Here is a 22,971-nt window from a genome sequence, read left to right as displayed (position 1 = left end):
CGCCCCGCCCGTCGCACCTGCGACGCGCGGGGCGTCCGTGCGTGTGCGCGCCGTCTGCTGCCCGCCGCCTGCCGCCCGCCGCACGGGCCCCGGGCGCGACGCCGGACGTGAGCGTCTCAGCGCTTGACGAGCGAGAGCAGGCCGTCGCCCGCGGTCGAGAGCGAACTGATCACGGCCGGTGAGGTCGACACCTCGGTCAGCAAGGTGCGGAAGCCCGTGGTCGTGGTGTCGCGGACGGCGGGGTTGGCCACCCTGCCGTGCCAGAGCGCGTGCGCGACGAGGACGAGTCCGCCGGGACGGGCGAGTCGCAGACCGTGCTCGACGTACTCGATCACCGAGCCGGGGTCGGCGTCGACGAAGACGATGTCGTACGAGTTCTCGTTCATGCGAGGCAACACGTCGGCGGCGCGGCCGGCGATCAGGCGGAAGCGGCTGGCGGGGACCCCCGCCTGCAGGTAGGCGTCACGAGCGGCCTGCTGGTGCTCGATCTCGCGGTCGATGGTCGTCAGGACGGCACCGGGGGCACCCGAGAGCAACCAGAGTCCGCTCACGCCGAGGCCCGTGCCGACCTCGATGATCGACGAGGCGTTCGAGGCGGCGGCGACGACGGCGAGCTGGGCACCCACCGCCGGCGAGACGGCTTCGACCCCGACCTCGAGCGAGTGCTGTCGAGCCTCGGCGATCGCGTCGCTCTCGGTGACGAGTTCTTCCGCGAACTTCCAACTTGACTCTATCTGCGACACACCCACTCCTCGAAAGGCCAACTCTAGGGGGTTCCCCGAGTCGTCACCGGTTAGTCTGCATGCGTGTCCATGTTCGGTCTGACGTTCGACAAGCTGCTCATCATCGGTGTGCTCGCGGTCTTCCTGCTCGGTCCCGAACGGCTGCCCGGATACGCCTCGAAGCTCGCCCAGCTCGTCCGGACGCTGCGTGACATGGCGAACGGCGCCAAGACGCGCATGCGCGACGAGATGGGCCCCGAGTTCGACGACGTCGAGTGGCAGAAGCTCGACCCACGGCAGTACGACCCGCGGCGCATCATCCGCGACGCGCTGCTCGACGGCCCGGACGCCGCTCCCAAGCCCTCGGCACCGGGCATGGCGACTGCCGGTGTCGCCGCGGCCGTGTCCGCGGGGTTGCCCGGTGGTCGCTCCACCGCTCAGGTCGTGCCCCTCGCGACGGGCGAGGTGCCGCCGTACGACTCCGAGGCGACCTGACGCACCTGCTGCGCCGCGCCTCCTGACCTCGTCCGCTTGGCGGCCCCTCCGGCCTCAGGGTCCGACGCGGCCTTGAAGCCCGGGCGACCCGTCAGACGCCGCCGTGCAACGCCGCCACGCGGGAGGCCTCGGCCCGGAGGGCGTCCACGACCCGACGCACGGAGGGGCGCTCGGCCCGGTCGCGCCGCATCAGGGCCGATACCCAGCGCACGGCCCGGATGCTCTCGAGGGGCACGAGCACCATGTCGTCACGGGCGTCCTTGGCGGTGAAGCGCGGCAGCACGGCGATGCCGAGGCCGGCCCCGACGAGCGACTCGGTCACCTTGGTGTCGCTGAAGCGCTGGGCGACGCGCACGGGGCTGCCGGTCACCCGTTCGATCTCGCGGTAGACCCACTCGAACGGGAAGTCGTGGGGCACGCCGATCCAGTTCTCACCCTCGAGGTCGCCGGGCGCGAGCGAGGCGCGACCGGCCAGGCGGTGGTCGGCGGGCAGGGCGATGTCGAGGGGCTCGGTCAGCAGCGGGACGGTGACGAGCCCTCGGCCGGGCCAGGGCTTGTCGTCGGACGAGTGCGCGACGACGACGTCGTGGTCGGCGGCCAGTTCGGGGAACTCACGGATCGACGGGTCGTGGTCGCTCGCTACGACCACGAGGCCCGGGGTCTCGGCCACCGTGCGCAGCAGCCCCGGCAGCAGCATCTGCCCGCCCGTGGGGAAGGTGGCCAACGTGACCTCGCCCTGCGGGGTCGCGATGAAGTCGTCCCAGACCGCCTGGGCCCGTTCCAGGGCCACGGCGACGTCGGTGGCCGTCTGGGCCAGCACGCGCCCGGAGCCGGTGAGCACGATGCCTCGTCCCACCCGCTCGGTCAGTGCGACCCCGGCCTCGCGCTCGAGCACCTTGAGCTGCTGCGAGACGGCGCTCGGCGTGCGGTGGGTGGCCCGGGCGACGGCGGCCACACTGCCTCGTTCGGCGAGCTCGCGGAGCAGTTCGAGGCGCTTGACATCCATGTAGCGAAACTACCCTGTTTCGGTAGAAACGTGAGATTGATCTACTGCTTTAGGAGGCGCATCATTGAGGAGTCCCCGGAGCGCGTCGTAGCGCTCCCGAGCTCCGGTCGACCTGGTCCCGGGCTCGGTGGCGAATCCATCCCACCACGCAGAACCGCGCGTCGAACCGCGCCAGAAAAGAGTGCCTCATGCTCACCGGAATCATCGTCCTCGTCATCGCCGCAGTCGTCGGAATCGCCGGCTCGCTCGTGTCCGTCGCCCGCGACGGCTTCCGGGCCATCCCGACCAAGACCTACAACCGCTGGTCGTAGTCCACTTCGCGGTGATCGGCGCGTCTCCCTCCTGAGCGTGCCGTCGCCGCGTGTGCCGCCCCCGTGCTGGGGTGCGGCACGAGCACGTCGCCGCCCCCGGGCGAGACGCTGTGACGAAAGGGCACCTCGCCACGCGAGGTGCCCTTTCTGCACGCATCGAGTCGTCGACCCGGTCAGGGGACGCTGAGTCCGAGCTTCCGACCGGCCAGGCCCCTGGCCCGCACGGCCAGCCGTCCCGCCAGCTCGTCGATGGCCGCGGCCGCAGGATCGTCGGGAGCGGCGAGCACGACCGGCACACCGTCGTCACCGCCCTGCCGCAGGCCCAGGCTGAGCGGCCCGCTGGCGAGCAGCGGCACCTCGGCCTCTTGCCCGGCCGACAGTCGGCGTGCCGTCCCGGCCCCGCCGCCCGACCCGAAGAGCTCGAGGACGCTGCCGTCGGACTGGGGCAGACCGGCCATGTTCTCGACCACTCCGAGCAACCGCTGACCCGTCTGGCGTGCCACGAGCCCGCTGCGCCCGGCGACGTCGGCGGCGGCTGGTTGAGGCGTCGGGACGGCCAGCACCTCGGCGTGCGGCAGCAACTGCCCCACCGAGATGGCGACGTCGCCCGTGCCGGGAGGCAGGTCGAGCAGCAACACGTCGAGGTCGCCGAAGTACACGTCGGTGAGGAACTGTTGGATCGTGCGATGCAGCATCGGCCCCCGCCAGGCGACCGCGGTCGAGGCGTCGTCGACGAACATGCCGATCGAGATGACCTTCACGCCGTGGGCCACGGGCGGCAGGATCATGTCGTCGACGCGGGTGGGCTTCACGGACGCGCCGTCGGGGCCGACGAGGCCGAGCAACCCGGGGATGCTGAAGCCGTAGACGTCGGCGTCGACGATGCCGACCGCCAGGCCGCGGGCCGCGAGGGCGACGGCGAGGTTCGCGGTGACGGTGGACTTGCCCACGCCACCCTTTCCGCTCGTGACGGCGTACACCCGGGTCAGCGTGTCAGGCCCGAACTGCATGCCCCGCGCCGCCCGGCCCGCCCGCAGCTTCTCGGTGAGGGCGTGTCGTTCGTCCTTGGTCATGACGGTCACGTCGACGGTCACGCCGGTGACGCCGACCACCGAGGCCGTGGCCTCGCGGACGTCTCGTTCGATCGTGTCGGCGGCGGGACAGCCCACGATCGTGAGCTTCACGGCCACCGTCGCCGCGCCTCCTGCGTCGACGACGACGTCGCCGATCATGTCGAGCTCGGTGACGGGCTTGCGGATCTCGGGGTCGAGCACCCGACCGAGCGCGCGGCGCACGTCGTCCGGAGTCGGCACCGGTGGCCGGGCCGCCGGGGACGCCTCAGCCACGGTGCCCGTCGCGCCGGGTCTCGCGTCGTGACGGGGACGAGGAGGCGCGGGTCGTCTCGACCCCGGAGGTCTCGTCGTCGTCGCGACGGTCGAGCTCGTCGAGCAGCGAGCGCAGTTCGGCCCGGATGAAGTCCTTGCTCGCCATGTCGCGGATCGCGATGCGGAGGGCGACGACCTCGCGGGCCAGGTACTCGGTGTCGGCCAGGTTGCGCTCGGCGCGCTGACGGTCCTGTTCGAACTGCACGCGGTCGCGGTCGTCCTGACGGTTCTGTGCGAGCAGGATCAGGGGAGCGGCGTACGAGGCCTGCAGAGAGAGGATCAGCGTCAGCGCCGTGAAGCCGATGGCGGCGCTGTCGAACCGGATGTCGACGGGGGCGACCGTGTTGTAGATCATCCAGACGACGCAGAACAGGGTGAGGGCGATCAGGAAGTAGGGCGTCCCCATGCCGCGGGCGATGGACTCGGTGGCCCGGCCGAACCGGTCGCTGCTGACCCGCTTGCGCCCGGGGAGCACCCGCGTGCGCAGACCCTTCGGGGCGTCGAGGCGGACGTCGTTGCGGTTATCGCGAGCCATCGTCGCTCCTCGTGCTCTGGCCGATCGCCGGGCGCCGGGCGCGACCCCGCGGTCGGCTCGCGGTCAAGGGCTGGTCGGGGTCTTGACTGCGCCAGTCGTCGGGCAGCACGTGGTCGAGCACGTCGTCGATGGTGACGACGCCGACCAGGCGGTGGGCCGAATCGACGACGGGTACCGAGACGAGGTTGTAGGTCGCCATGACCCGCGTGACCTCGAGGGCCGTCGCGTCGACGCGGACCGGCTCGGTCGTCTGGTCGAGGATCGTGCCCAGGCGTTCGTTCGGCGGGTAGCGGAGCATCCGCTGGAAGTGCACCATGCCGAGGAACCGGCCGGTGGGCGGCTCGTACGGCGGCAGGACGACGCAGACGGCCGCGCCGAGCGCGGGGGCCAGCTCGTGGCGACGGATGAGGGCGAGGCCCTCGGCGACGGTCGCGTCGGCCGAGACGATGACGGGCTCGGTCGTCATCAGGCCGCCGGCGGTGTCGGAGTCGTAGCTGAGCAGCATGCGCACGTCGTCGGCTTCGTCGGGCTCCATCAACGTGAGGAGTTGCTCGGTGCGCTCGTCGGGCAGCTGGGCGATGAGGTCGGCCGCGTCGTCGGGCTGCATCTGGTCGAGGACGCTCGCCGCGCGGTGGTCGTCGAGGCCCGTGAAGATCTCGACCTGCTCGGCCTCGGGCAGCTCTTCGAGCACGTCGGCGAGGCGGTCGTCGGACAGTTCGCCGGCGACCTCGAGCCGCCGTTCGGGCGTGAGGTCGAGCAGGGTGTTCGCGAGGTCGGCGGGCACGAGGTCGGAGTACGCGGCGATGAGGTGCTCGGCGCTCTGCGCCTCGCCCGGCCCGGCCTCTTCGACCACGTCGTCCCAGGCCGCGAACGCGGTGGGCGGTTTGACGAACGGCGACGGAGACGTCTTGGGCTTGCGCAGGAAGAGCTGACCGACCTCCCAGTCGCCCTCGCTCACCTCGTCGATCGCCACGTCCTCGATCGTGGCGTGGCCGCCACCGTGCCGGAATGACACCCGGCGACCGAGCAGGTCGGCGATGACCCGGGTCTCGCCGCCACGCTGCTCGAAGCGGCGGAGGGTGATGACGCCGTTCGTGATGATCTGACCCGAGCCGATGCTCGTGACGCGGCCGATGCCCACGAAGACCCGGCGCTTGCCGGGGACCTCGACGACGAGCCCCACCACGCGGGGCGCCCCGGTGCGGCGGTAGACCACCAGCACGTCGCGCGCCTTGCCGACCTTGTCGCCCGCGGGGTCGAAGACGGAGCAACCGGCCAGCCGGGCGACGAAGACTCTGGTTGCACTCACGCGTCCAATTTAGTCGCTCGCACCGTCGTCGCCGACGGGGGCTCGGCAGGGGCACCGTGTTTAATGCAGGGATGACGAACCCGGGCCCCGTGGGGCGACGCCCGCCGATGGTGCCCACCCTGCCGCGGGGCGACGTCCTCGGCACCTACGACACGTATCCCGAGGCCCAGCGCGTGGTCGACCGGTTGTCGCAGGCCGAGTTCCCGATCAAGCGGCTGGCGATCATCGGCAACGACCTCAAGACCGTCGAACGCGTCACCGGTCGGCTGAGCTACGGGCGCGCCGCGCTGGCGGGGGCCGTGACCGGACTCTGGCTCGGGGTCTTCTTCGGGCTCGTCATGCTCGTCTTCGCGACCGAGACGGCGACCGCGGCCACCGTCGGGGCGGCCGCCCTGCTCGGTGCGGGCTTCGGCATGCTCTACGGCATCGTCAGCTTCGCGATCACGCGACGTCGCCGCGACTTCACCTCGACGCACCAGGTGCTCGCGTCGAACTACCAGATCGTGGTCGACCCCGAGGTCTCCGGTCGGGCGCACGAGATCCTCGCCCGTCCCGAGACCCCGCGCCGCTGACGTACCCTGGTGTCGACATGGCACCCCGCGACCCCTCCACGACGGCCACCCGGGCCGAGCGCTTCGCGCGTGGTTGGCTGACCGCCGGCGCCTCGACCCTGGTCGCGGCCTTCTCCCACGTGGCGGGCGGCGGCATGCAACCCGGCGTGCTCGGCGTGGTCCTCGCTCTCGCCGTGGCCGTGCCCGTCGCGATCGCCCGGGCCGGCGTGCACCTCTCGCCCGGGCGGCTGGCCGGCGCGGCCGCGCTCAGCCAGGTCGCGTTCCACCTGCTCTTCTCCCTCGGCGCCGAGGGTGGCGGCGGAGCCTCCGCCACGGGCGGCCACCACTCGGCGCTCGTCATCTCGACGGCCGCCGACGGGTCGGCGTCCGGTGCGGTCGCGGGTGCCATGGTCATGGGCGGCCCCACCATGTGGCTGGCCCACGCCCTCGCGGCCGTGGTCACGATCGTCGCCCTCCGGCGGGGCGAGGGAGCCGCCTGGTCCCTGGTCCGGCTGGCTGTCCGCGGCCTGACCGTCGCGCGCCTCCTGACGGCCGGGCACCGGCCCGAGGTGCCCGTCGTCCGCCGCCCGCCGACCCCGACGGGCGTCCCTCCCCGCCCTCCCGGGCGGCGACACCTCACGGCCCGGCCCCGCCGCGGTCCGCCCTGCCCTGCCTGACCCCTCACGCCGTCGACCTCCGTCGCCGGGGACCCCGTCGTGCGCGCCCCCCGCGCCGTCGGGCCCCCCCGTCATGCACCGCAGCCCGAGCGCACTCGCGATCGAGAGGACCAGATCCATGAACCGCACCGCCGTCCCCGCACCCGCCACGACCCGACGTCCCCGGTCGTCCGCCGTCGTCGCCCGGTCGGCCGCCGCTCTCGGCGCCGCCGCCCTGCTCGCGCTGGCTGCGCCCCTCGCGGCGTCGGCCCACGTCCACGTCGAGCCCGGCCAGGCCGAGGCCGGCTCGGACGAGACCCTGACCTTCAAGGCGCCGAACGAATCCGCGACCGCCGGCACCGCCGGGCCCGTCGTCGCCCTGCCCCCCGACCCCCCGTTCACCTCGGTGTCGTACCAGCCCCTGCCGGGGTGGACCACCGAGGTCACCACCAGCACGTTGCCCGAGCCGGTCGAGCTCGACGGCACGACGATCACCGAGGCGCCGACCCAGGTGACGTGGACGGCCGAAGGTGACACGCAGATCGCCCCGGGTCAGTTCCAGGAGTTCGTCATCTCGGCCGGTGCGGTGCCCGACACCGGGTCGATCGCCCTGCCGGCCCACCAGCGCTACTCGGACGGCCCGGTCGTCGACTGGGCCGACGCGACGCCGGCCTCGGGAGAAGAGCCCGAGCACCCTGCGCCGACCCTCTACGTGAACGACGCCCCGCCGGCCGACGAGCACGCCGGGCACGAGACGGAGGGCGACACGACGACCGCGGGTCTCAGCACCTCCGGCGACTCGGCGTCGGGTTCCGGCGACGCAGCGGTCGGACCGCTCGCGATCGGCCTCGGCATCGGCGGGCTCGCCCTCGGCGCCCTGGCGCTCGTCGTCTCGGTCGTGGCACTGACCCGTCGGCCCCGGGCGACGGCGTCCGGTGCCTCGACGAGCGGCCGGGTGGACGCGTGACGGCCGCGCGCCTGCGGGCACCGCGCCTCCTCGGCGTCCTCGCGATCGCCGGCCTCGGTGCCGCGACCGGCGCCTTCGCCCTCGTGCCGGCGGGCCCGGCCGCGGCGCACGACTACGTCGTGAGCAGCACGCCCGCCGCCGGGTCGACCGTCGACTCGTCCCCGTCGACCGTGTCGATCACGTTCAACGACGTGATCCTCGACCTCTCGGGGACCGGCAGCTCGAACGTGCTCGAAGTCACCGACGCCGCGGGCCTGCACTACGAGGACGGCTGCTCGACCACCTCGGGGCCGACCCTCACGACCGGCGTCGCACTGGGGTCGCCCGGCGCCTACACGATGACCTACCAGGCGGTCTCGGCCGACGGCCACACCGTGTCGGACGCCGTCCCGTTCACCCCCGCCCCCGCCGCGGGCACCGCCGAGGGGGTCGGCTCGCCGACCCGTCCGAGCTGCGGCAGCGCAGGAGGCGCGGGGGGCGACTCCGGCGCATCCACCGGTGACGAGACCGACGCGGCCTCGCCCTCGGCGTCGACCGAGCCCGAGATGACGACCCTGGCGACCCCGGGTGACGACACCGTGGCGACACCGTCGGCCGCGTCCGAGTCGGGCTCGGTCGACGCCGGTCTCGTCATCGGCATCGCCGTCGCCATCGTCGTGTTGGCCGCCGCCGGTGTGGTCGTGGCGATCGCCACGGGTCGGCGACGGGACGGGACGCCCGCCGAGGCCGAGGTCGACGACCCGTCGGCCGCGACCAGCGACGAGTCGTCCGACGGGCGATGACCCTGCCTCGCTGATCGGGGCGTGGGCGGACGAAGGGCCCCGGGTGCGATGCACCCGGGGCCCTTCGGCGTCGGACCTCAGTCGCGCGAGATCCACGCCTCGACGTCGGCGACCGTGCGGGGGATGCCGACCGACAGGTTCTCGGCGCCGTCGGCGGTCACGAGGAGGTCGTCCTCGATGCGGACGCCGATGCCGCGGAACTCTTCCGGGACGGTGAGGGCGTCGGGCTGGAAGTACAGGCCGGGCTCGATCGTGAACACCATGCCGGGCTCGAGCACGCCGTCGAGGTAGAGGTCGCGGCGGGCGGCGGCACAGTCGTGCACGTCGATGCCGAGGTGGTGGCTCGTGCCGTGCACCATGTAGCGACGGTGGTACTGGTGGTCGGGCTCCAGCGACTCGTCGGCGGAGACGGGCAGGAAGCCCCATTCGGCCGTGCGTTCGGCGATGACCTTCATGGCCGTCGCGTGGATCTCACGGAACGCGATGCCCGGGCGCACGATCGCGAACGCTGCGTCGGCCGCTTCGAGCACGGCCTCGTAGACCAGGCGCTGCACGTCGGTGAACCGGCCCGAGACGGGCAGCGTGCGGGTGATGTCCGCCGTGTAGAGGCTGTCGAGCTCGATGCCGGCGTCGATCAAGATGAGGTCGCCGTCGCGCACGACACCGTCGTTGCGTGTCCAGTGCAGGACGCAGGCGTGGTCGCCCGACGCGGCGATCGTGTCGTAGCCGACCGTGTTGCCGTCGGCGCGGGCGCGACGGTTGAAGGTGCCCTCGACGAGGCGTTCGCCGCGCGGGTGAGCGACGATGTCGTCGAAGTCGGCGATCACGTCGGTGAAGCCCTTGCCCGTCACCGTCACCGCCTGGCGCATCTGGGCGACCTCGTACGCGTCCTTGACGAGCCGCAGTTCGCTCAGGTCGCGGGCGAGGTCGGCGGGGTCGCCCGCCCGGGGGTGCTGTCGTCGTCGAGTGTCACGTCGCCCGCCGCCGCCGAGGCGGGGGACTGCTCGGCTGCGGCCTCGACGACGGCGTCGAGACGACGGGTCAGGTCGGGATCGGCTTCGCGGACGACGAGGGTCTCGGCGTCGACCGTGCTGACCACGGCCTCGAAGTCGGCCAGGTCGCGCGTGGCCAGACCCAGGTCGGCGGCGACCTGCGTCAACGAGGGGCGGGGGCCGATCCAGAACTCGCCGATCTCGGGGTTGGCGTAGAACTCGTCCGAGTCACGGCCGGCGCTCGCGCGCAGGTACAGGGTGGCGTCGTGCCCGTCGGCCGTGGGCTCGAGCACGAGCACCGAACCGGGCACGGTGTCCGAACCCCAGCCCGTCAGGTGCGAGAACGCCGAGTGCGCGCGGAAGGGGTAGTCGCAGTCGTTCGAGCGGACCTTGGCGGAGCCGGCCGGCACGACGAGGCGGGTGCCCGGGTGCAGCGCGGACAGCCGCGCGCGGCGGTCGGCGGCGAACGGCGCCTGCTCGCGCGGCTCGGGCAGCACGTCGGGGCGGTCGGCCCACTGCGACGAGATGTAGTCCTTGAACGTGTCCGACCCGGGAGTGGTGGAGCGGTTGGTGGTCGCGCGCGGCGCCTTCTGATCTGCCATGCCCACCATTGTCCCGCCAAACGTGCCCGACGCCCAGTCGGCGGGCTCAGGCCCCCGTGCGACTGAGCTGGGCGACGACCGGACGGTGGTCGCTGCCGGCGTCGTCGAGCCCGGTCACGACCCGGTAGCCGGTCGGCAGCCACTGCTCGGTCGCCATGACGTGGTCGATCGGGGCGCCGAGGAGGGGAGGGACGTCGGTCGGCCAGGTGCCGACCCCGGCGTTGGCGGTCGCCTCGGCGGCGTCACGGCAGGCGCCGAGGGCCCCACCGTCGGAGCCGAGCCCGGCCATGTGGTCGAGCGTGGCGTTAAAGTCGCCCGCCATGATGACGTCGCCCGACCGGCAGACGTCGGCGAGGTACCCGAGGCCGGCGCGCCACTGCCCCATGTGATCGGGCGTCGGCGACACGGGGTGGGCGGCGACGATGGTGGGCCCTTCGCCCGACACGGGCGTCGCCACGACCGTCGGGAGCACGGGCGTCGTGCGTGCGTCGGTCGTGCCGTCGTCGCCGATCGCGACCTGGTAGTCGCCGAGCGCGGCGCTGATCAGCAGGGTCGTCGAGCGGCCGCTCGCGATCTGGTCGTAGGCCACCGTGTGCACCCACATGGCCTTGCCGGCGGCGGCCATGGCCTCGGCGACGGCGACGCCGACCTCCTGTCGGGTCTCGGGGAGGGCGATCACGTCGGCGCCGACCTCGGTCGCGAGGGCGACCACGGCGTCGGCCCCGGTCGCCGCGCCGAGCGTGTTCCACGACAGGACGGTGACGTCGGTGGGCGTCTTCTCGACGAAGTCGGTGCGGCCGAGGCCTCGAGCCGTCACGATGCCGGCCGAGAGGACGCCGAAGACGACGAGCAACACGACCGCACTCGCCGTCAACGACCGGATCGGTCGGGCGATCAGGCCGAGCACGAGCAGCAGCACCGTCAGGACGATCGCCACGGCCGCGGCGACGAGGCGGAACGACACCACCTGAGCGACCGGGAAGACGCGCTGCAGCCCGACGGCCTGGGGCCAGAGGGCGGCCACCAGCACGGCGGCGACGGCGAGGACGAAGACGAGAGCGACGAGACGACGGATCATGGCCCCTGGAGCCTAGGGGAACCCCCCACCGCAGGTCGGGCGCCGCACGGACGGCTCGGAAGCGCGCCGCCTACGATGGGGGGATGCCCACGCGCCTGGTCGACCTGCACACTCACTCGAGCGTGTCGGACGGCACCGAGGCGCCCGCCGCGTTGATCGCGTCGGCCGTGCGGGCGGGGCTCGACACCGTCGCCCTGACCGACCACGACAGCACCGCCGGATGGGCCGAGGCCTCGGCCGCCGTCGCCGGGACGGGGCTCACCCTCGTCCCCGGCATGGAGCTCAGCACCCGACTCGGCTTGAACAGCGTGCACATGCTCGGCTACCTCTTCGACCCCGCGCACCCGGGTCTGGTCGCCGAGACGGCACGCCTCCGCGACAGTCGTCTGCACCGTGCCGAGCGCATCGTCGAGCGCATCGCCGCCGACTACGACCTCACCTGGGGCGACGTCCTCGCCCAGGCCAGCTCGGGGGCGACGCTGGGCCGGCCGCACATCGCCGACGCCCTCGTCGCGAAGGGCTACGCGCCCGACCGCAGCGCCGCCTTCGGGGGCATCCTGCACTGGCGGTCCGGGTACTACGAACCGCACGAGGCGCCCAGCCCCCTGATCGGCGTCCGGCTGATCCGCGACGCCGGGGGAGTCCCCGTCATCGCCCACCCCGCGACCCGGGGGCGCGAGCCCAACGTCTCGAGCGAGGGCTTCGAGGCCCTGGTCGACGCCGGGCTGCTCGGCGTCGAGATCGACCACCGCGAGAACACCACGGCGGGCAAGGCGCGACTGCTCGAGCTCGCCCGACGGCACGACCTCCTCGTGACCGGGCCGAGCGACTCCCACGGCGACGGCAAGCCCAACCGGCTGGGCGAGAACACCACGGCTCCCGATCAGCTCGACCGGATCGTCGACGCGGCGACCGGGTGGGTGCCCGTCCGGGGCTGAGTCGACCCGCGCCTCCACGTCCTGGACGGCGGCGGGCCGGACAACGAGGGGCCGGACGCACGAGACCCCCTCGCCGCGGACGGTCGAGGGGGTCTCGGTGTAGGACGAGCGTCAGCCCTGGGGCTGCGACGAGGAGTCGCCCGCGGGGCGGCGGCGACGGTTGCGGCCGCGCTTGCGCGGGGCCTCACCCGTGCCCTCGCCGGCCGGAGTCGCCGCGTCGGGGGCCCGGCCGGCACCGCGCCCCGGGGCCGAGGGCCCACCCGCGGTGCGGCGGGCGCGCCGCCGCGGCCGCGGCCGCGTCCCCTGTCCCGGCCGCCCCGGGGGCCGCCGGGGCGCTCGCGCGTCCGGGCGGAACCCGCCTTGACCGCCGACAGGGAAGTCGCCCGCAGGCGCCCCTTGGTGCCGGCGGGGAAGTCGGGGGCGGCGCAGAGGGGCGGGCCCGACGGGGAGGTCTCGACCGGTTCGGGCTGCCCCATGTCGAGGGCCCGGTTGATCAGGGCCCACTTGTGCAGGTCGTCCCAGTCGACGAACGTCACGGCGATGCCGGTCTTGCCCGCACGGCCGGTGCGGCCGGCGCGGTGCAGGTACGTGTCGTGGTCGTCGGGCACGGTGTGGTTGATGACGTGCGTGACGTCGTTCACGTCGATGCCGCGGGCCGCGACGTCGGTCGCGATCAGGATGTCCTTCTTGCCCGCCTTGAAGGCGGCCATGGCCCGCTCGCGCTGCTCCTGGTTGAGGTCGCCGTGGACGGCGGCCGCGTTGAAGCCGCGATCGTTCAGCTCTTCGACGAGCTTGGCGGCCGCGCGCTTGGTGCGGGTGAAGACGACGGTCTTGCCACGACCCTCGGCCTGGAGGATGCGCGCGATCACCTCGTCCTTGTCGAGCGAGTGGGCGCGGTAGACGACGTGCTTGATGTTCGCCTGCGTCAGGCCCTCGTCGGGGTCGGTCGCGCGGATGTGGATCGGCTTCGACATGAAGCGGCGGGCCAGCGCCACGATGGGGCCGGGCATCGTCGCCGAGAACAACATGGTGTGACGGGTGGCCGGCACCTGCTGGAAGATCTTCTCGATGTCGCTGAGGAACCCCAGGTCGAGCATCTTGTCGGCCTCGTCGAGCACGACCTCTTGCACCTCTTTGAGGTTCAGGAGGCGCTGGCCGGCCAGGTCGAGGAGGCGCCCGGGGGTGCCCACGACGATCTGCGCGCCGGCCTTGAGCTGCTCGACCTGGCCTTCGTAGGCCTTGCCGCCGTAGATGCTGACGATCTTGGTGGCACGGTTCGCGGTGGCGACCTCGAGGTCGTCGGCCACCTGGACGCACAGTTCACGCGTGGGGACGACGACGAGCACCTTGACGCCGGGGCCCGGGTCGAGGCCGATGCGCTGGATGATCGGGAGGCCGAAGCCGAAGGTCTTGCCGGTGCCCGTCTTGGCCTGGCCGATGATGTCCTGGCCGGCGAGGGCGAGGGGGATGGTCTGGGTCTGGATGGGGAAAGGTTCGAGGATCCCCTTCGACGCCAGAGCGTCGACCATGTCGGGGTCGATCGCGAGGTCAGTGAATGTCAAAGTGTTGCCCTGTCTCATATAGGGGGATGCGAGGAGTTTAGCCCGTCGCGACGGGCGGCCTCTCGGACCCCGTAAGATGTGGGCGTGGTGTCCTGGCCCGGTCGAGGTGCGAAACGCGGCGTCCCGTCCCTGCAGTGGCCGCGGCCCGCAGCGAAGCCGACCCCCGTGGCGCGGGTCGAGCTCGACCAGTTCACCCCCGACCTGCTGGTCTTCCTCGGGCACGCGGCCTATCTCGAGCTCGCGCTCTTCGAGACTCTGGGGCGCTCGTCCGCGTTCGCCCCCGACGTCCGCGCGAAAGAGACCACCGGTCGCATCGCCGAGACGACGTTGGCACGACACCGTGGCCTGGTGGCCGAGATCGAACGGTCGGGGCACGACGCCACCGAGTCGATGGAGCCCCACATCGCCGCGATCGACGAATTCCGGGCCCGGACCGAAGGCACGGACTGGTACGAGGCGATCCTCGCGGACTACGTCGCGGCCGGCCTGCTCAACGACGTGTTCGTCCGGTTGGCGGCCGGACTGCCCGCGGACCACCACAAGCGCATCGTGGCGGTGCTCGAGGCCCATGACGACGCACCGCTCGTCGTGCGAGAACTCTCGGCGGCCATCGAGGCCGACCCGCGACTCGCGTCGCGGCTGGCTCTCTGGGGACGCAGGCTGGTGGGCGACACCCTGTTGGTCGCGCGCGCTGCCGTCTCGGCGTCGCACGTGTCGGCGGACGACGAGCGTCTCGAGCCGGTCTTCACCGAACTCATCGCCGCCCACACCCGCCGCATGGACGCCCTCGGGCTCACCGCCTGAACCGTTCCCGGGGGTCGGCTCCGGGCAGACCCGACGCCGGTCCGCCGGCAGACCGCTCGTCAGAGGTGGTCGACGGGAGGCGCGGTGTCAGGAAGAGGAGCGCACCAGGCGGGCGAAGTGCTGACTGTCGCGGGCGCGGCGACGGCCAGCGGCGACGCGGCAGACCACGATCGCGACGACGCCCGGCAGGACGAGCCCTGCCACCCAGATCCAGCCGCCGTCCGCGGGCCACCCTGCCCAGGTGAGGGCCTCCCACACGATCGCGGCCACGACGGCACCGGAGGCCGGCGCCAGCAGGACGCCGCGGGTGTCGGTGTCAGGCAGCGCGTAGTGGAACACGAAGCCGAGGATGGCGCCGCCCAGGACGACGAAGAGGAGTTCCACGGCTAGCTGACGAACCCGACCTTGCGGCTCTCTTCGCTGCCGACCTCGACGTAGGCGAGAGACGCGGTGGGGACCAGGTAGGTCTTGCCCTTGGAGTCGGCGAGGGTGACGTACGACTTGCCGCCGTCGAGGGCGTCGCCGACGACCTTCTCGACCTCGTCGGCGGTCTGCGCCGTCTCGAAGCTGATCTCACGGGGGCTGTTGGTGATGCCGATGCGAATGTCCACGTGGTCACGATAACCGACCTCGCCGCCCCGGCTCTGCACGTTCACTGTCGGCGCACAGGCGGGTCCCCCCCGCCTCGTCGCCCACCCACCCGCCCGACCTCGATGTCGGTGCGAGCCGGGAGCGGCGGGACATGGCCTCGCCCGTCCCCCCGCCCCCCCCGGGCCCGACGCGAGCCGTGGTGCCGACGGCCCTCGACGACTCGCAGCGAGCCGTTCTCGACCTCCCCGACGGGCGGTCGGCGGCCGTCCTGGGTGCCCCGGGCTCGGGCAAGACCCGCACGCCCGTCGAGTTCGTGGTGGATCGGGTCGAGGTGCGCGCGTGGGGCCCGGCGGCCGTCCTGGCGCTCGCGCCGACCCGGTCGATGGCCACGACGCCGCGTGACGTGATCGCGTCGAGGCTCCCCGTCCCCACCCCGGGGCCCTCGGCCCGCACCGTCTCGTCGCTCGCGTTCGACGTCGTCGGCCACGCGGCGCGACTCGTCGGCCTCCCCACACCGCCCCTCCTGACCGGCGGCGATCAGGACAGCATCGTCCGTGCCCTCCTCGACGGGCACGAGATCGACGGCACGGGGCCCTCCTGGCCCGACGGGCTCGGCCCGACCGTGCGTCGGCTCCGCGGTTTCCGCACGGAGCTGCGCGAGGTCCTCATGCGGTCGACCGAGCACCGCATCGGGTCCGAGGGGCTCCGACGCGCCGCCGAGCGAGCCGACCGGCCCGAGCGGGCGGCGGTGGCCGACTTCCGCGACGAGTGCCTGGGCGTTCTCGACGCGGCCCGGGGGCGGCACCTCGACTCGGCCGCCCTCGTCGCCGACGCCGTCGCCGCCCTCGACCGCGGCGAGCCCTCCCCGGTCGTCGACGGGCTGCGGGTCGTCCTGGTCGACGACGCGCAAGAAGCGACCGAGTCGACCGTGGCGTTGCTGCGAGCCCTGACCCGGCGGGGCGTCGCCGTGGTCGCGTTCGGCGACCCCGACCTGTCGACCAGCGCGTTCCGGGGCGGCACGCCCGACGTCCCCGGCCGGCCCGGCCCCCGCCGCCGCCTGTCCGACGTCGAGACGCTCTACCTCTCGCCGGCCCCCCGCCCCCAGCCGCCGCTGCGCGCCCTCGTCCAGCGCGTCACCTCTCGCATCGGGACGGCCGGCGCCGGCCGTCAGCACGCCGCCGTGGCTGCGCCGGTGGCCGCGCCCTCCGAGGCCGGTGACGGGTCCGACTCCCCGGTGCCTCCGATCGTCACCGTCCGGGCCGACAGCCCGACCCACGAAGTGGCGTCGGTGGCCCGACTCCTGCGCGAGCACCACCTGGTCCGCGGGGTGCCGTGGTCACGAATGATGGTCGTCGTCCGCAGCGGCGGGCAGGTGGCCGGCGTCGCGCGGGGGCTGCAGCTCGCCGAGGTGCCGACCCGCACCTCCGTCGCCGGACGCGCCGTGCGCGACGAGCACGCGGCGCGTCACCTGTTGCTCGCCGCTTCCGTGGCCGTCGGACGCGACGAGCTCAGCGTCGAGCTCGCGACCGAGTTGCTGCTGGGGCCTCTCGCCGGCTTCGACCCGCTCTCGCTGCGACGCCTGAGGCTCGCCCTGCGTGCCGACGAGCTCGGGGCGGGCGGCGTCCGCACGGCCGCCGACGTGCTCGTGGGGGCCCTCGAGGGGGCCGGTCGGTTCGTCACGATCGACTCGAGGTTCGCAGCCCGTGCGGGGCGTTTCTCGTCCAGTCTCGACGCGGCCCGTCGTGCCGCCGCGACCGGGGCGAGCATCGAAGAGGTGCTCTGGGGTCTGTGGGAGCGCAGTGGACTCGCGGCCGAGTGGTCGGCGCAGAGCGACGGCCACGGCATCGTCGCCGCCGAGGCCGACCGTCACCTCGACGGCGTCGTCGCGCTCTTCACCGCCGCCAAGCGCTTCGTCGAACGCACCCCCGAGGCCCCGGCCGGGGCCTTCCTCGACTCGTTGCTCGGGGCCGAGGTGCCCGAAGACACGCTCTCGCCACAGGCGACGGCCGAGACGGTGCTGGTCTGTTCACCGTCGAACGCCGTGGGGGTCGAGGTCGACGTGGTCGTCGCCGCGCGCCTGCAGGACGGCGTGTGGCCGAACCTCCGCATCCGTGGCGGGCTGCTCGCGCCCGACGAACTCGTCGCCCTGGCCGAGCGCGGTCTGCTCCGCGGCGGCCCACCCGACGACCGTGACGACGAGCCCGCCGCCCCCTCCAATGCCCGGGCCGCGGTGCTGTCCGACGAGCTGCGCATGTTCGCCCTCACGGTGTCACGCGCCACCCGGCAGGTCGTGCTCTCCTGCACCTCGAACGACGACGAGGGCCCCTCGCCGTTCTTCCGGCTGCTGCCCGACGGCTGCCCGGAAGCCCCCGCCGGGCACCCGCTGTCCCTGCGAGGGCTCGTGGGGCACCTCCGGCACGTGCTCGTCTCGTCGCCTCACGGCCCCCGGGCCGACGACGCGGTCGGGGCGTTGGCCCGACTCGCCCACGAGGGCGTGGCCGGGGCGTCCCCGGACGACTGGTTCGGGCTGCTCGAGCCGACCACTGTCGAGCCGCTCATCGACCTCGACGCCCCCGAGGCCCACGTCCCCGTGTCGCCGTCGCAACTCGGGTCGTTCGAAGAATGCCCCCTGCACTGGTTCGTCGACCGGTTCGGCGGCTCCCCTCCCAACGCGGCGATGGGTCTCGGCACGGTGCTGCACGACGTCATGGAACACGCCGAGGGCACGGACGTCGACTCGCTCTGGCGGGCGGTCGAGGCACGCTGGCCCGAGCTCGAGTTCGAGTCGGCCTGGATCGCCGAGTCCGAGAAACGCCGGGCGCACGACATGACCGAGAGCCTCTCCTCCTACTTGCGGGACTTCGAGGCGTCGGGTGGCAGCCTGCTCGGAGCCGAGTCGACCTTCACCCTCGACATCGGTCCGGCTCGTCTGCGCGGGTCGATCGACCGGGTCGAGCGCACCCGCGAGGGCGCCGCCGTCATCGTCGACCTCAAGACGGGGCGGTCGGCCCCGACGTCGCCCCAGGCCGTGGCCGAGCACCCGCAGCTGGGCAGTTACCAGGTCGCCCTCGCCGACGGTGCGGTCGAGGCCGTGCCCGAGGGCACACCCCCCGGTGGGGCGAAGCCCGTCATCGTGTCGCCGGGCGTCCGGGGCAAGCTCTACCGCGAGCCGCCCCCGGGGGCGTTCGACGACGACCGACTCGCGGCCTTCCGGGTCCGGGTCGTCGACGCGGCCGAGCACAAGGAGGGACGGGTCTTCGCCGCCCGCCTCGGCGACCACTGCGAGGGCCGACACGGGGGATCGTGCCGCATCCACGTGGTGGGCGAGGGGAGCGGCTCGCGCCGGCCGTCGGTCGGGCCACCGACGCGGCCGGCGCCGCGGGTGCGGGGGCGGGTGGCGGGGGCAGCGTCGGCGCCACGACCCGCGCCCCCTCGTCCCGGCGGGGGGCGGCCGAGATCGCCGAGGCACGGGGCCGGCCCCCCCCGCCCCCGGGCAGCAGGCCGTCAGCGAGGCCCCGCGCGAGCCTGCCCTCGGGGTGGCGGGCGCCGGCAGCGGCAAGACCGAGACCAGGGCCAACCGCGTGGTGTGGCTGCTCGCCAACCGCCTCGTCGGCGTCTCGCAGGTGCTCGGCTTGACCTTCACCCGGAAGGCCGCCGGCGAGCTCGGAGAGCGCATCGAGCGGCGCATCGCCCAGCTCGCCGCCGTCGGGCTGCTCGGCGACGAGGTCGACCCTTTCGACGTGCCCACCGTCTCGACCTACAACGCGTTCGCCAACGCGATCTTCCGTGACAACGCGCTGCGGGTGGGTCGCGAGAGCGAGTCGCAGGTGCTCGGCGACGCGTCGGCCTGGCAGCTGGCTCGCTCACTCGTCGTGGGCAGCCACGACGAGCGCCTCGCCGGGCTCGGCCGTAGCGTCGACGGCATCACCGAGGCCGTCCTCCGCCTGAGCCACGCCCTCAGCGAGAACGTCACCGAGCCCGAGCCCGTGGCACACCTGGCCGACCGGTTCCTCGACCTCGCGAGTCTGCCGTCGACCAAGGGCAGCGCCTACAAGTCGGTGGTCGACGCCGTTGGCGCGGTGTCGGCCCTCCCGCCGCTGCTCGACCTCGCCGCGGCCTTCGCCGACGCGAAGGCCCGTCGCGGCCTCGTCGAGTACTCCGACCAGGTGGCCCCGGCCCTCGAGGTCTGCGACACGGCGCCGAGCGTCGTGGCCGCGCTGCGCGCCCGCTACCGCGTCGTGCTCCTCGACGAATACCAGGACCCCAGCGTCGTGCAGACCCCCTTGCTGCCCCGCCTCTTCGAGGGCACCGGGGTCATGGCGGTCGGCGACCCCCACCAGTCCATCTACGGGTTCCGGGGGGCCAGCGCCGCGAACCTCGGACGGTTCCCGGTCGACTTCGGGGCCCGACCCGACGCCGTGTTCACCCTCTCGACGAGCTGGCGCAACGCCTCGCGCGTCCTCGACGCCGCCAACACCGTCGTGGCCGAGCTGGCACGGTCCGCCGGTGCGGTCGTCGGCGAGCTGCGCCCCCGGCCGGGTGCTCCCGAGGGTCGTGTCGAGCTGCTCTTCGACCAGACGCTGCCGGGTGAGGCCGACCAGGTCGCGGCGTGGCTGCAGCGAGAGTTGGCCGTCCCCACGGTGGTCGACGGCGAGCCCGCCCGCCGGACGGCGGCCTTGCTCTTCCGGTCGAAGAAGACCATGCCCGTCTTCGTCGAGGCGCTGGCTGCGCGCGGGGTGCAGTACCACGTGCTCGGCGTCGGCGGTCTCCTGCAACGCCCCGAGGTCGTCGACCTCGTGTCCTGCCTCCGGGTGCTGCACGACCCGTCGGCCGGTTCCGAGGCGATCCGTCTGATGGCCGGAGCCCGATGGCGGATCGGTGTGCGAGACATCGCGCGGTTGCGCGACGTCGCCTCGTGGCTCTTCGCGCACGACCACGCCCAACAGCGCCTCGACGACGACGTCGCCGCCGGGTTCCGGGCGTCGGTCGCCGCCGGCGAGCACGGGTCCATCGTCGACGCCCTGGACTTCGTGGCCACGGCACCCGTGACCCATGGTCAGCTCGCTGAGTTCAGCGACGAGGGACTCGTGCGCCTGAGGCGGGTGGGGGCGCCCCCCGCGTTCCTCCGGGGCCGCACCGGGCTCGACCTCGTCGACCTGGTGACGCTGGTCGAACACGAGATGCTGCTCGACGTCGAGGTGGCGGCGGCCACCGGGGCGCCTTCGGGCGGTGCCTGGTTGCAGGCCTTCGAAGACGAGCTGGCCGGATACGTCGCGACCGACGAGAACGCCGGGCTCGGGGGCTTCCTGTCATGGCTGGCGGCAGCCGAGCGTCGTGACGACATGGGGCCGCGGTCCGAGCAGGCCGAGCGGGGTACCGTCCAATTGCTGACCATCCACGGGTCGAAGGGGCTCGAGTGGGACGTCGTGGCGGTGCCCCGGCTGGTCGAGGGCGAGTTGCCCGGCACGTCCCGCGAGGGCGTGGGGTGGCTCGGTTTCGGCGAACTTCCGTACGAGTTCCGCGGCGACGCGGCCGAGCTGCCCGTGCTCGGCTGGCAGGGCGTCGCCGACCAGAAAGAGTTCGACCAGTCGCTGAAGGCGTTCAAGGACGAGCTCGTCGTCCGGCATCAGGCCGAAGAGAGACGACTGGCCTACGTCGCGCTCACCCGTGCCCGTGACGCCCTGCTCGTGAGCGGTTCCTTCTGGACGAGCGCCGTGCGCCCTCGTCCGGCGAGCCGGTTCGTCGTCGAGCTGGCCGAGAGAGGACTCGTGCCGACCGGCGACCTGCCCGAGCGACCCGACGACGACGAGAATCCCCTGGCCGCCGCATCCCGCGAGCTCAGCTGGCCGCTCGACCCCTTGGGCCAGCGCCGCGCGGTCGTCGAGGACGCCGCGGCACGGGTCGCCGCGGCCGTGGACCGGCGCTCACGAGACGAACCCGCCGACACGGAGCGGCGAGGGCCCCTGTCGAGATGGTCGTCCGACATCGACCTGCTGCTGCTCGAGCGCGACGCTGCGCGAGCGGGCGCGGGGGCGGTTCCCCTGCCACAGCGCATCCCCGCCTCACGGTTCAAGGACTACGTCGACGACCCGGCCGCGGTCGCCGCCGCTCTCCGTCGTCCCCTGCCCGAGCGGCCCTACCGGGCCACCCGCCTCGGCACGCTGTTCCACGAGTGGGTGGAAGAGCGCTTCCGGCCGACGGGGCGTGCCGAGACCCTGGACGCCTGGGGCGACGAGAGCGATCTCGACGACGAGCGGGTCGGCTCACCCGGGTCCGGGCCGGTCGACCCCGACGACGCGAGGAGGTTCGAGCAACTGGTCACGACCTTCGAGCGCTCGGCTTGGGCATCCCTCGAGCCGACAGACGTCGAGCTCGAGATCCACCTCCCCCTCGGCAGCCGCACCGTCATCTGCAAGATCGACGCCGTGTTCGAACGCGACGGCCGGTTCGAGGTCGTCGACTGGAAGACGGGCAAGGCGCCCACCGGCGACGCCGACCTCGAGCTCAAGCAGCTCCAACTGGCGCTCTACCGCGAGGCCTACGCCCAGTTCACGGGCATCCCGGCCGACAGGATCGACGCGGTCTTCTATTTCGTGGCCGACGACGTGGTCCTGCGGCCCCGGCACGTGGCCGACCGGGGTGAACTGGTCGAGCTCTGGCAGCGGGTCGAGGCGTCGTCTCAGACGTGACGGCGCTCGGTCGCCTCGAGCAGGTCCTCGACGCCGTCGGCGTCGAGGGCGGCGGTCGAGCCCGAGCCGATGCCGGCCCGTCGATCACCGGGCAACGAGTCCACGAGCTTCGTCATCATCTCGACGGCGTCGTCCACGACCGACGTGTTCTTGGTGCCGGTGCCGTGCAGCAGCCACTTCGCCAGGTCGAGTTCGCGGTACAGGGTCGCCCGGTGCCGTAGCTGGTGGTCGCTCGTGCCACGGGCGGTGTTGTAGGCGTCGAACGCCGCGTCGACCGCCGTCGGACTCGGGGCGCCGAGCAACCAGGCCAGGTCGCGGGCGGGGTCCCCGACCTGCAGGTCGTGCCAGCCGAGCACGCCGCTGACGGTGTCGCCGAGCACCAGCACCGAACCGGCGTCGAGGGAGCCGTTGACGACGGTCGGCTGGAATTGCCACAGCACCGAGTCCTGGATGGCGGCCTCCCATCGCTCGAGCGGCGCGGCGGGCAGCGGGCGCGTCGAGGCCGCGCGATCGACCAGCGCCGCCGATGAGCGCATCGCCTCGAACGGGGTGTGGCTGGTCAGGCCGGCGTCGGTGACGAAGCTGGTCGGCAGCGAGTGGATCGCCGCCACGGCACGGCCCAGCGCCGTGGGCAGGTCGCTGGTCGCGGTCAGTCGCGAGATCGACAGGTGCTCGCCGGGGACGACGTCGTAGACGATGCCGCGCGTTCGACCGAGCGGCGCCTGGCCGCGGTACGCGGGCACGTCGAACGAGAGCCGCCCGCGCACGCCGGCGCTCAGGGCGCGCAGGGCGACGAGATCGGCCGACTGCTCGGCCTCGGCTCGTTGCGACCGGGGGACACGGACGATGCAGTGCTCTCCGGCCCGGCCGTGGACGAGTGCGGAATCGAAGTCGCCACCCGTCTCGCTGCCGTGGCGTGACGCACGCGTGACGTCCAGGTCCGCGACGGCGGCCGTGGCCAGCGCGGCTAGAGTGAGATGAGATCTGGCCATGCCC

At 73.2% G+C, this 22,971-nt stretch carries 19 protein-coding genes and 2 pseudogenes; 10 read left to right on the top strand and 11 right to left on the bottom strand.

The genetic code is table 11. The features are described from left to right. Nucleotides 1–116: 116 nt before the first annotated feature. Entirely contained in the window at nucleotides 117–743 is a 627-nt protein-coding gene (locus AEQ27_RS02970; RefSeq protein ID WP_054145342.1) for an O-methyltransferase, read from the bottom strand. Between the two features lie 69 nt (nucleotides 744–812). Here AEQ27_RS02970 and AEQ27_RS02965 point away from each other — a divergent pair, with 69 nt between their 5' ends. Next, on the top strand, nucleotides 813–1,217 hold the full coding sequence (locus AEQ27_RS02965) for a translocase (RefSeq protein ID WP_054145326.1): 405 nt from the start codon (nucleotides 813–815) through the stop codon (nucleotides 1,215–1,217). 91 nt (nucleotides 1,218–1,308) lie between these two features. Here the strand turns inward: AEQ27_RS02965 and AEQ27_RS02960 are convergent, their stop codons facing one another. Further along, nucleotides 1,309–2,223 (bottom strand): LysR family transcriptional regulator, encoded by a 915-nt coding sequence (locus AEQ27_RS02960; protein WP_054145325.1) that lies wholly within the window; start codon nucleotides 2,221–2,223, stop codon nucleotides 1,309–1,311. A gap of 188 nt (nucleotides 2,224–2,411) precedes the next feature. On the opposite strand from AEQ27_RS02960, the gene AEQ27_RS18505 reads away from it, so the two are divergent. Further along, a complete protein-coding gene (locus AEQ27_RS18505) occupies nucleotides 2,412–2,534 on the top strand; it encodes a hypothetical protein (RefSeq protein ID WP_255349746.1) in 123 nt (40 codons plus the stop codon). Between the two features lie 173 nt (nucleotides 2,535–2,707). Here AEQ27_RS18505 and AEQ27_RS02955 read toward each other — a convergent pair whose 3' ends face one another. From AEQ27_RS02955 to AEQ27_RS02945, 3 genes are read right to left on the bottom strand one after another with little or no spacing between them, the layout of a single operon-like run. After that, nucleotides 2,708–3,880: a P-loop NTPase gene (locus tag AEQ27_RS02955; protein WP_054145324.1), complete on the bottom strand. Its 1,173-nt coding sequence runs from the start codon at nucleotides 3,878–3,880 to the stop codon at nucleotides 2,708–2,710. Further along, a complete protein-coding gene (locus AEQ27_RS02950) occupies nucleotides 3,873–4,454 on the bottom strand; it encodes a DUF1003 domain-containing protein (protein WP_054145323.1) in 582 nt (193 codons plus the stop codon). The genes AEQ27_RS02955 and AEQ27_RS02950 overlap by 8 nt, the downstream gene beginning before the upstream one ends. Beyond that, nucleotides 4,441–5,763 (bottom strand): magnesium transporter MgtE N-terminal domain-containing protein, encoded by a 1,323-nt coding sequence (locus AEQ27_RS02945; protein ID WP_054145322.1) that lies wholly within the window; start codon nucleotides 5,761–5,763, stop codon nucleotides 4,441–4,443. The genes AEQ27_RS02950 and AEQ27_RS02945 overlap by 14 nt, the downstream gene beginning before the upstream one ends. 71 nt (nucleotides 5,764–5,834) lie before the next feature. Here AEQ27_RS02945 and AEQ27_RS02940 point away from each other — a divergent pair, with 71 nt between their 5' ends. From AEQ27_RS02940 to AEQ27_RS02925, 4 genes are all read left to right on the top strand, one after another. Next, on the top strand, nucleotides 5,835–6,335 hold the full coding sequence (locus AEQ27_RS02940; RefSeq protein ID WP_056048662.1) for a general stress protein: 501 nt from the start codon (nucleotides 5,835–5,837) through the stop codon (nucleotides 6,333–6,335). Between the two features lie 17 nt (nucleotides 6,336–6,352). Next, on the top strand, nucleotides 6,353–6,991 hold the full coding sequence (locus AEQ27_RS02935) for a hypothetical protein (RefSeq protein WP_054145320.1): 639 nt from the start codon (nucleotides 6,353–6,355) through the stop codon (nucleotides 6,989–6,991). Between the two features lie 118 nt (nucleotides 6,992–7,109). Beyond that, a complete protein-coding gene (locus AEQ27_RS02930) occupies nucleotides 7,110–7,937 on the top strand; it encodes a YcnI family protein (RefSeq protein WP_082383190.1) in 828 nt (275 codons plus the stop codon). Next, complete coding sequence (locus AEQ27_RS02925; protein WP_054145319.1) at nucleotides 7,934–8,719, top strand: copper resistance CopC family protein; 786 nt, start codon at nucleotides 7,934–7,936, stop codon at nucleotides 8,717–8,719. Before AEQ27_RS02930 ends, AEQ27_RS02925 begins: the two co-directional genes overlap by 4 nt. A 77-nt stretch (nucleotides 8,720–8,796) precedes the next feature. On the opposite strand, the pseudogene AEQ27_RS18220 reads toward AEQ27_RS02925, so the two are convergent. Beyond that, nucleotides 8,797–10,313 (bottom strand): annotated as a pseudogene (locus AEQ27_RS18220) (aminopeptidase P family protein). 46 nt (nucleotides 10,314–10,359) lie between these two features. Next, nucleotides 10,360–11,391 carry an endonuclease/exonuclease/phosphatase family protein gene (locus AEQ27_RS02915; protein ID WP_054145318.1) on the bottom strand — a complete coding sequence of 344 codons (1,032 nt, stop codon included), beginning with the start codon at nucleotides 11,389–11,391 and terminating at the stop codon, nucleotides 10,360–10,362. An 83-nt stretch (nucleotides 11,392–11,474) separates the two neighbouring features. Between AEQ27_RS02915 and AEQ27_RS02910 the strand changes: the two genes are divergently transcribed. Then, nucleotides 11,475–12,329 carry a PHP domain-containing protein gene (locus tag AEQ27_RS02910; RefSeq protein WP_054145317.1) on the top strand — a complete coding sequence of 285 codons (855 nt, stop codon included), beginning with the start codon at nucleotides 11,475–11,477 and terminating at the stop codon, nucleotides 12,327–12,329. Here AEQ27_RS02910 and AEQ27_RS02905 read toward each other — a convergent pair. After that, the gene (locus AEQ27_RS02905; protein ID WP_235450955.1) at nucleotides 12,275–13,891 is read right to left on the bottom strand and encodes a DEAD/DEAH box helicase; all 1,617 of its coding nucleotides are present in this window, start codon (nucleotides 13,889–13,891) and stop codon (nucleotides 12,275–12,277) included. The genes AEQ27_RS02910 and AEQ27_RS02905 overlap by 55 nt on opposite strands. Nucleotides 13,892–13,975: 84 nt before the next feature. Between AEQ27_RS02905 and AEQ27_RS02900 the strand changes: the two genes are divergently transcribed. Continuing rightward, the gene (locus tag AEQ27_RS02900) at nucleotides 13,976–14,695 is read left to right on the top strand and encodes a ferritin-like fold-containing protein (protein WP_082383193.1); all 720 of its coding nucleotides are present in this window, start codon (nucleotides 13,976–13,978) and stop codon (nucleotides 14,693–14,695) included. 87 nt (nucleotides 14,696–14,782) lie between these two features. Here the strand turns inward: AEQ27_RS02900 and AEQ27_RS02895 are convergent, their stop codons facing one another. Together AEQ27_RS02895 and AEQ27_RS02890 are read right to left on the bottom strand one after the other, a co-directional pair. Beyond that, on the bottom strand, nucleotides 14,783–15,079 hold the full coding sequence (locus tag AEQ27_RS02895) for a hypothetical protein (RefSeq protein ID WP_054145316.1): 297 nt from the start codon (nucleotides 15,077–15,079) through the stop codon (nucleotides 14,783–14,785). 2 nt (nucleotides 15,080–15,081) lie between these two features. Beyond that, complete coding sequence (locus tag AEQ27_RS02890) at nucleotides 15,082–15,306, bottom strand: DUF3107 domain-containing protein (protein WP_043595511.1); 225 nt, start codon at nucleotides 15,304–15,306, stop codon at nucleotides 15,082–15,084. A gap of 131 nt (nucleotides 15,307–15,437) precedes the next feature. Between AEQ27_RS02890 and AEQ27_RS17975 the strand changes: the two are divergent. Together AEQ27_RS17975 and AEQ27_RS18215 are read left to right on the top strand one after the other, a co-directional pair. Next, a pseudogene (locus AEQ27_RS17975) lies at nucleotides 15,438–18,560 on the top strand (PD-(D/E)XK nuclease family protein); the annotation flags it as partial. A gap of 262 nt (nucleotides 18,561–18,822) precedes the next feature. Then, on the top strand, nucleotides 18,823–21,975 hold the full coding sequence (locus tag AEQ27_RS18215; protein WP_235450954.1) for an ATP-dependent DNA helicase: 3,153 nt from the start codon (nucleotides 18,823–18,825) through the stop codon (nucleotides 21,973–21,975). On the opposite strand, the gene AEQ27_RS02880 is transcribed toward AEQ27_RS18215, so the two are convergent. Next, on the bottom strand, nucleotides 21,966–22,967 hold the full coding sequence (locus tag AEQ27_RS02880) for a phosphotransferase (RefSeq protein ID WP_054145315.1): 1,002 nt from the start codon (nucleotides 22,965–22,967) through the stop codon (nucleotides 21,966–21,968). The genes AEQ27_RS18215 and AEQ27_RS02880 overlap by 10 nt on opposite strands. Nucleotides 22,968–22,971 lie beyond the last annotated feature (4 nt).

This window comes from Frigoribacterium sp. RIT-PI-h, assembly GCF_001297205.1.
Classification (GTDB): Bacteria; Actinomycetota; Actinomycetes; order Actinomycetales; family Microbacteriaceae; genus Frigoribacterium.
Note: the sequence above shows the minus strand (reverse complement) of the source record. Positions and strands in the feature narration are given on the sequence as shown.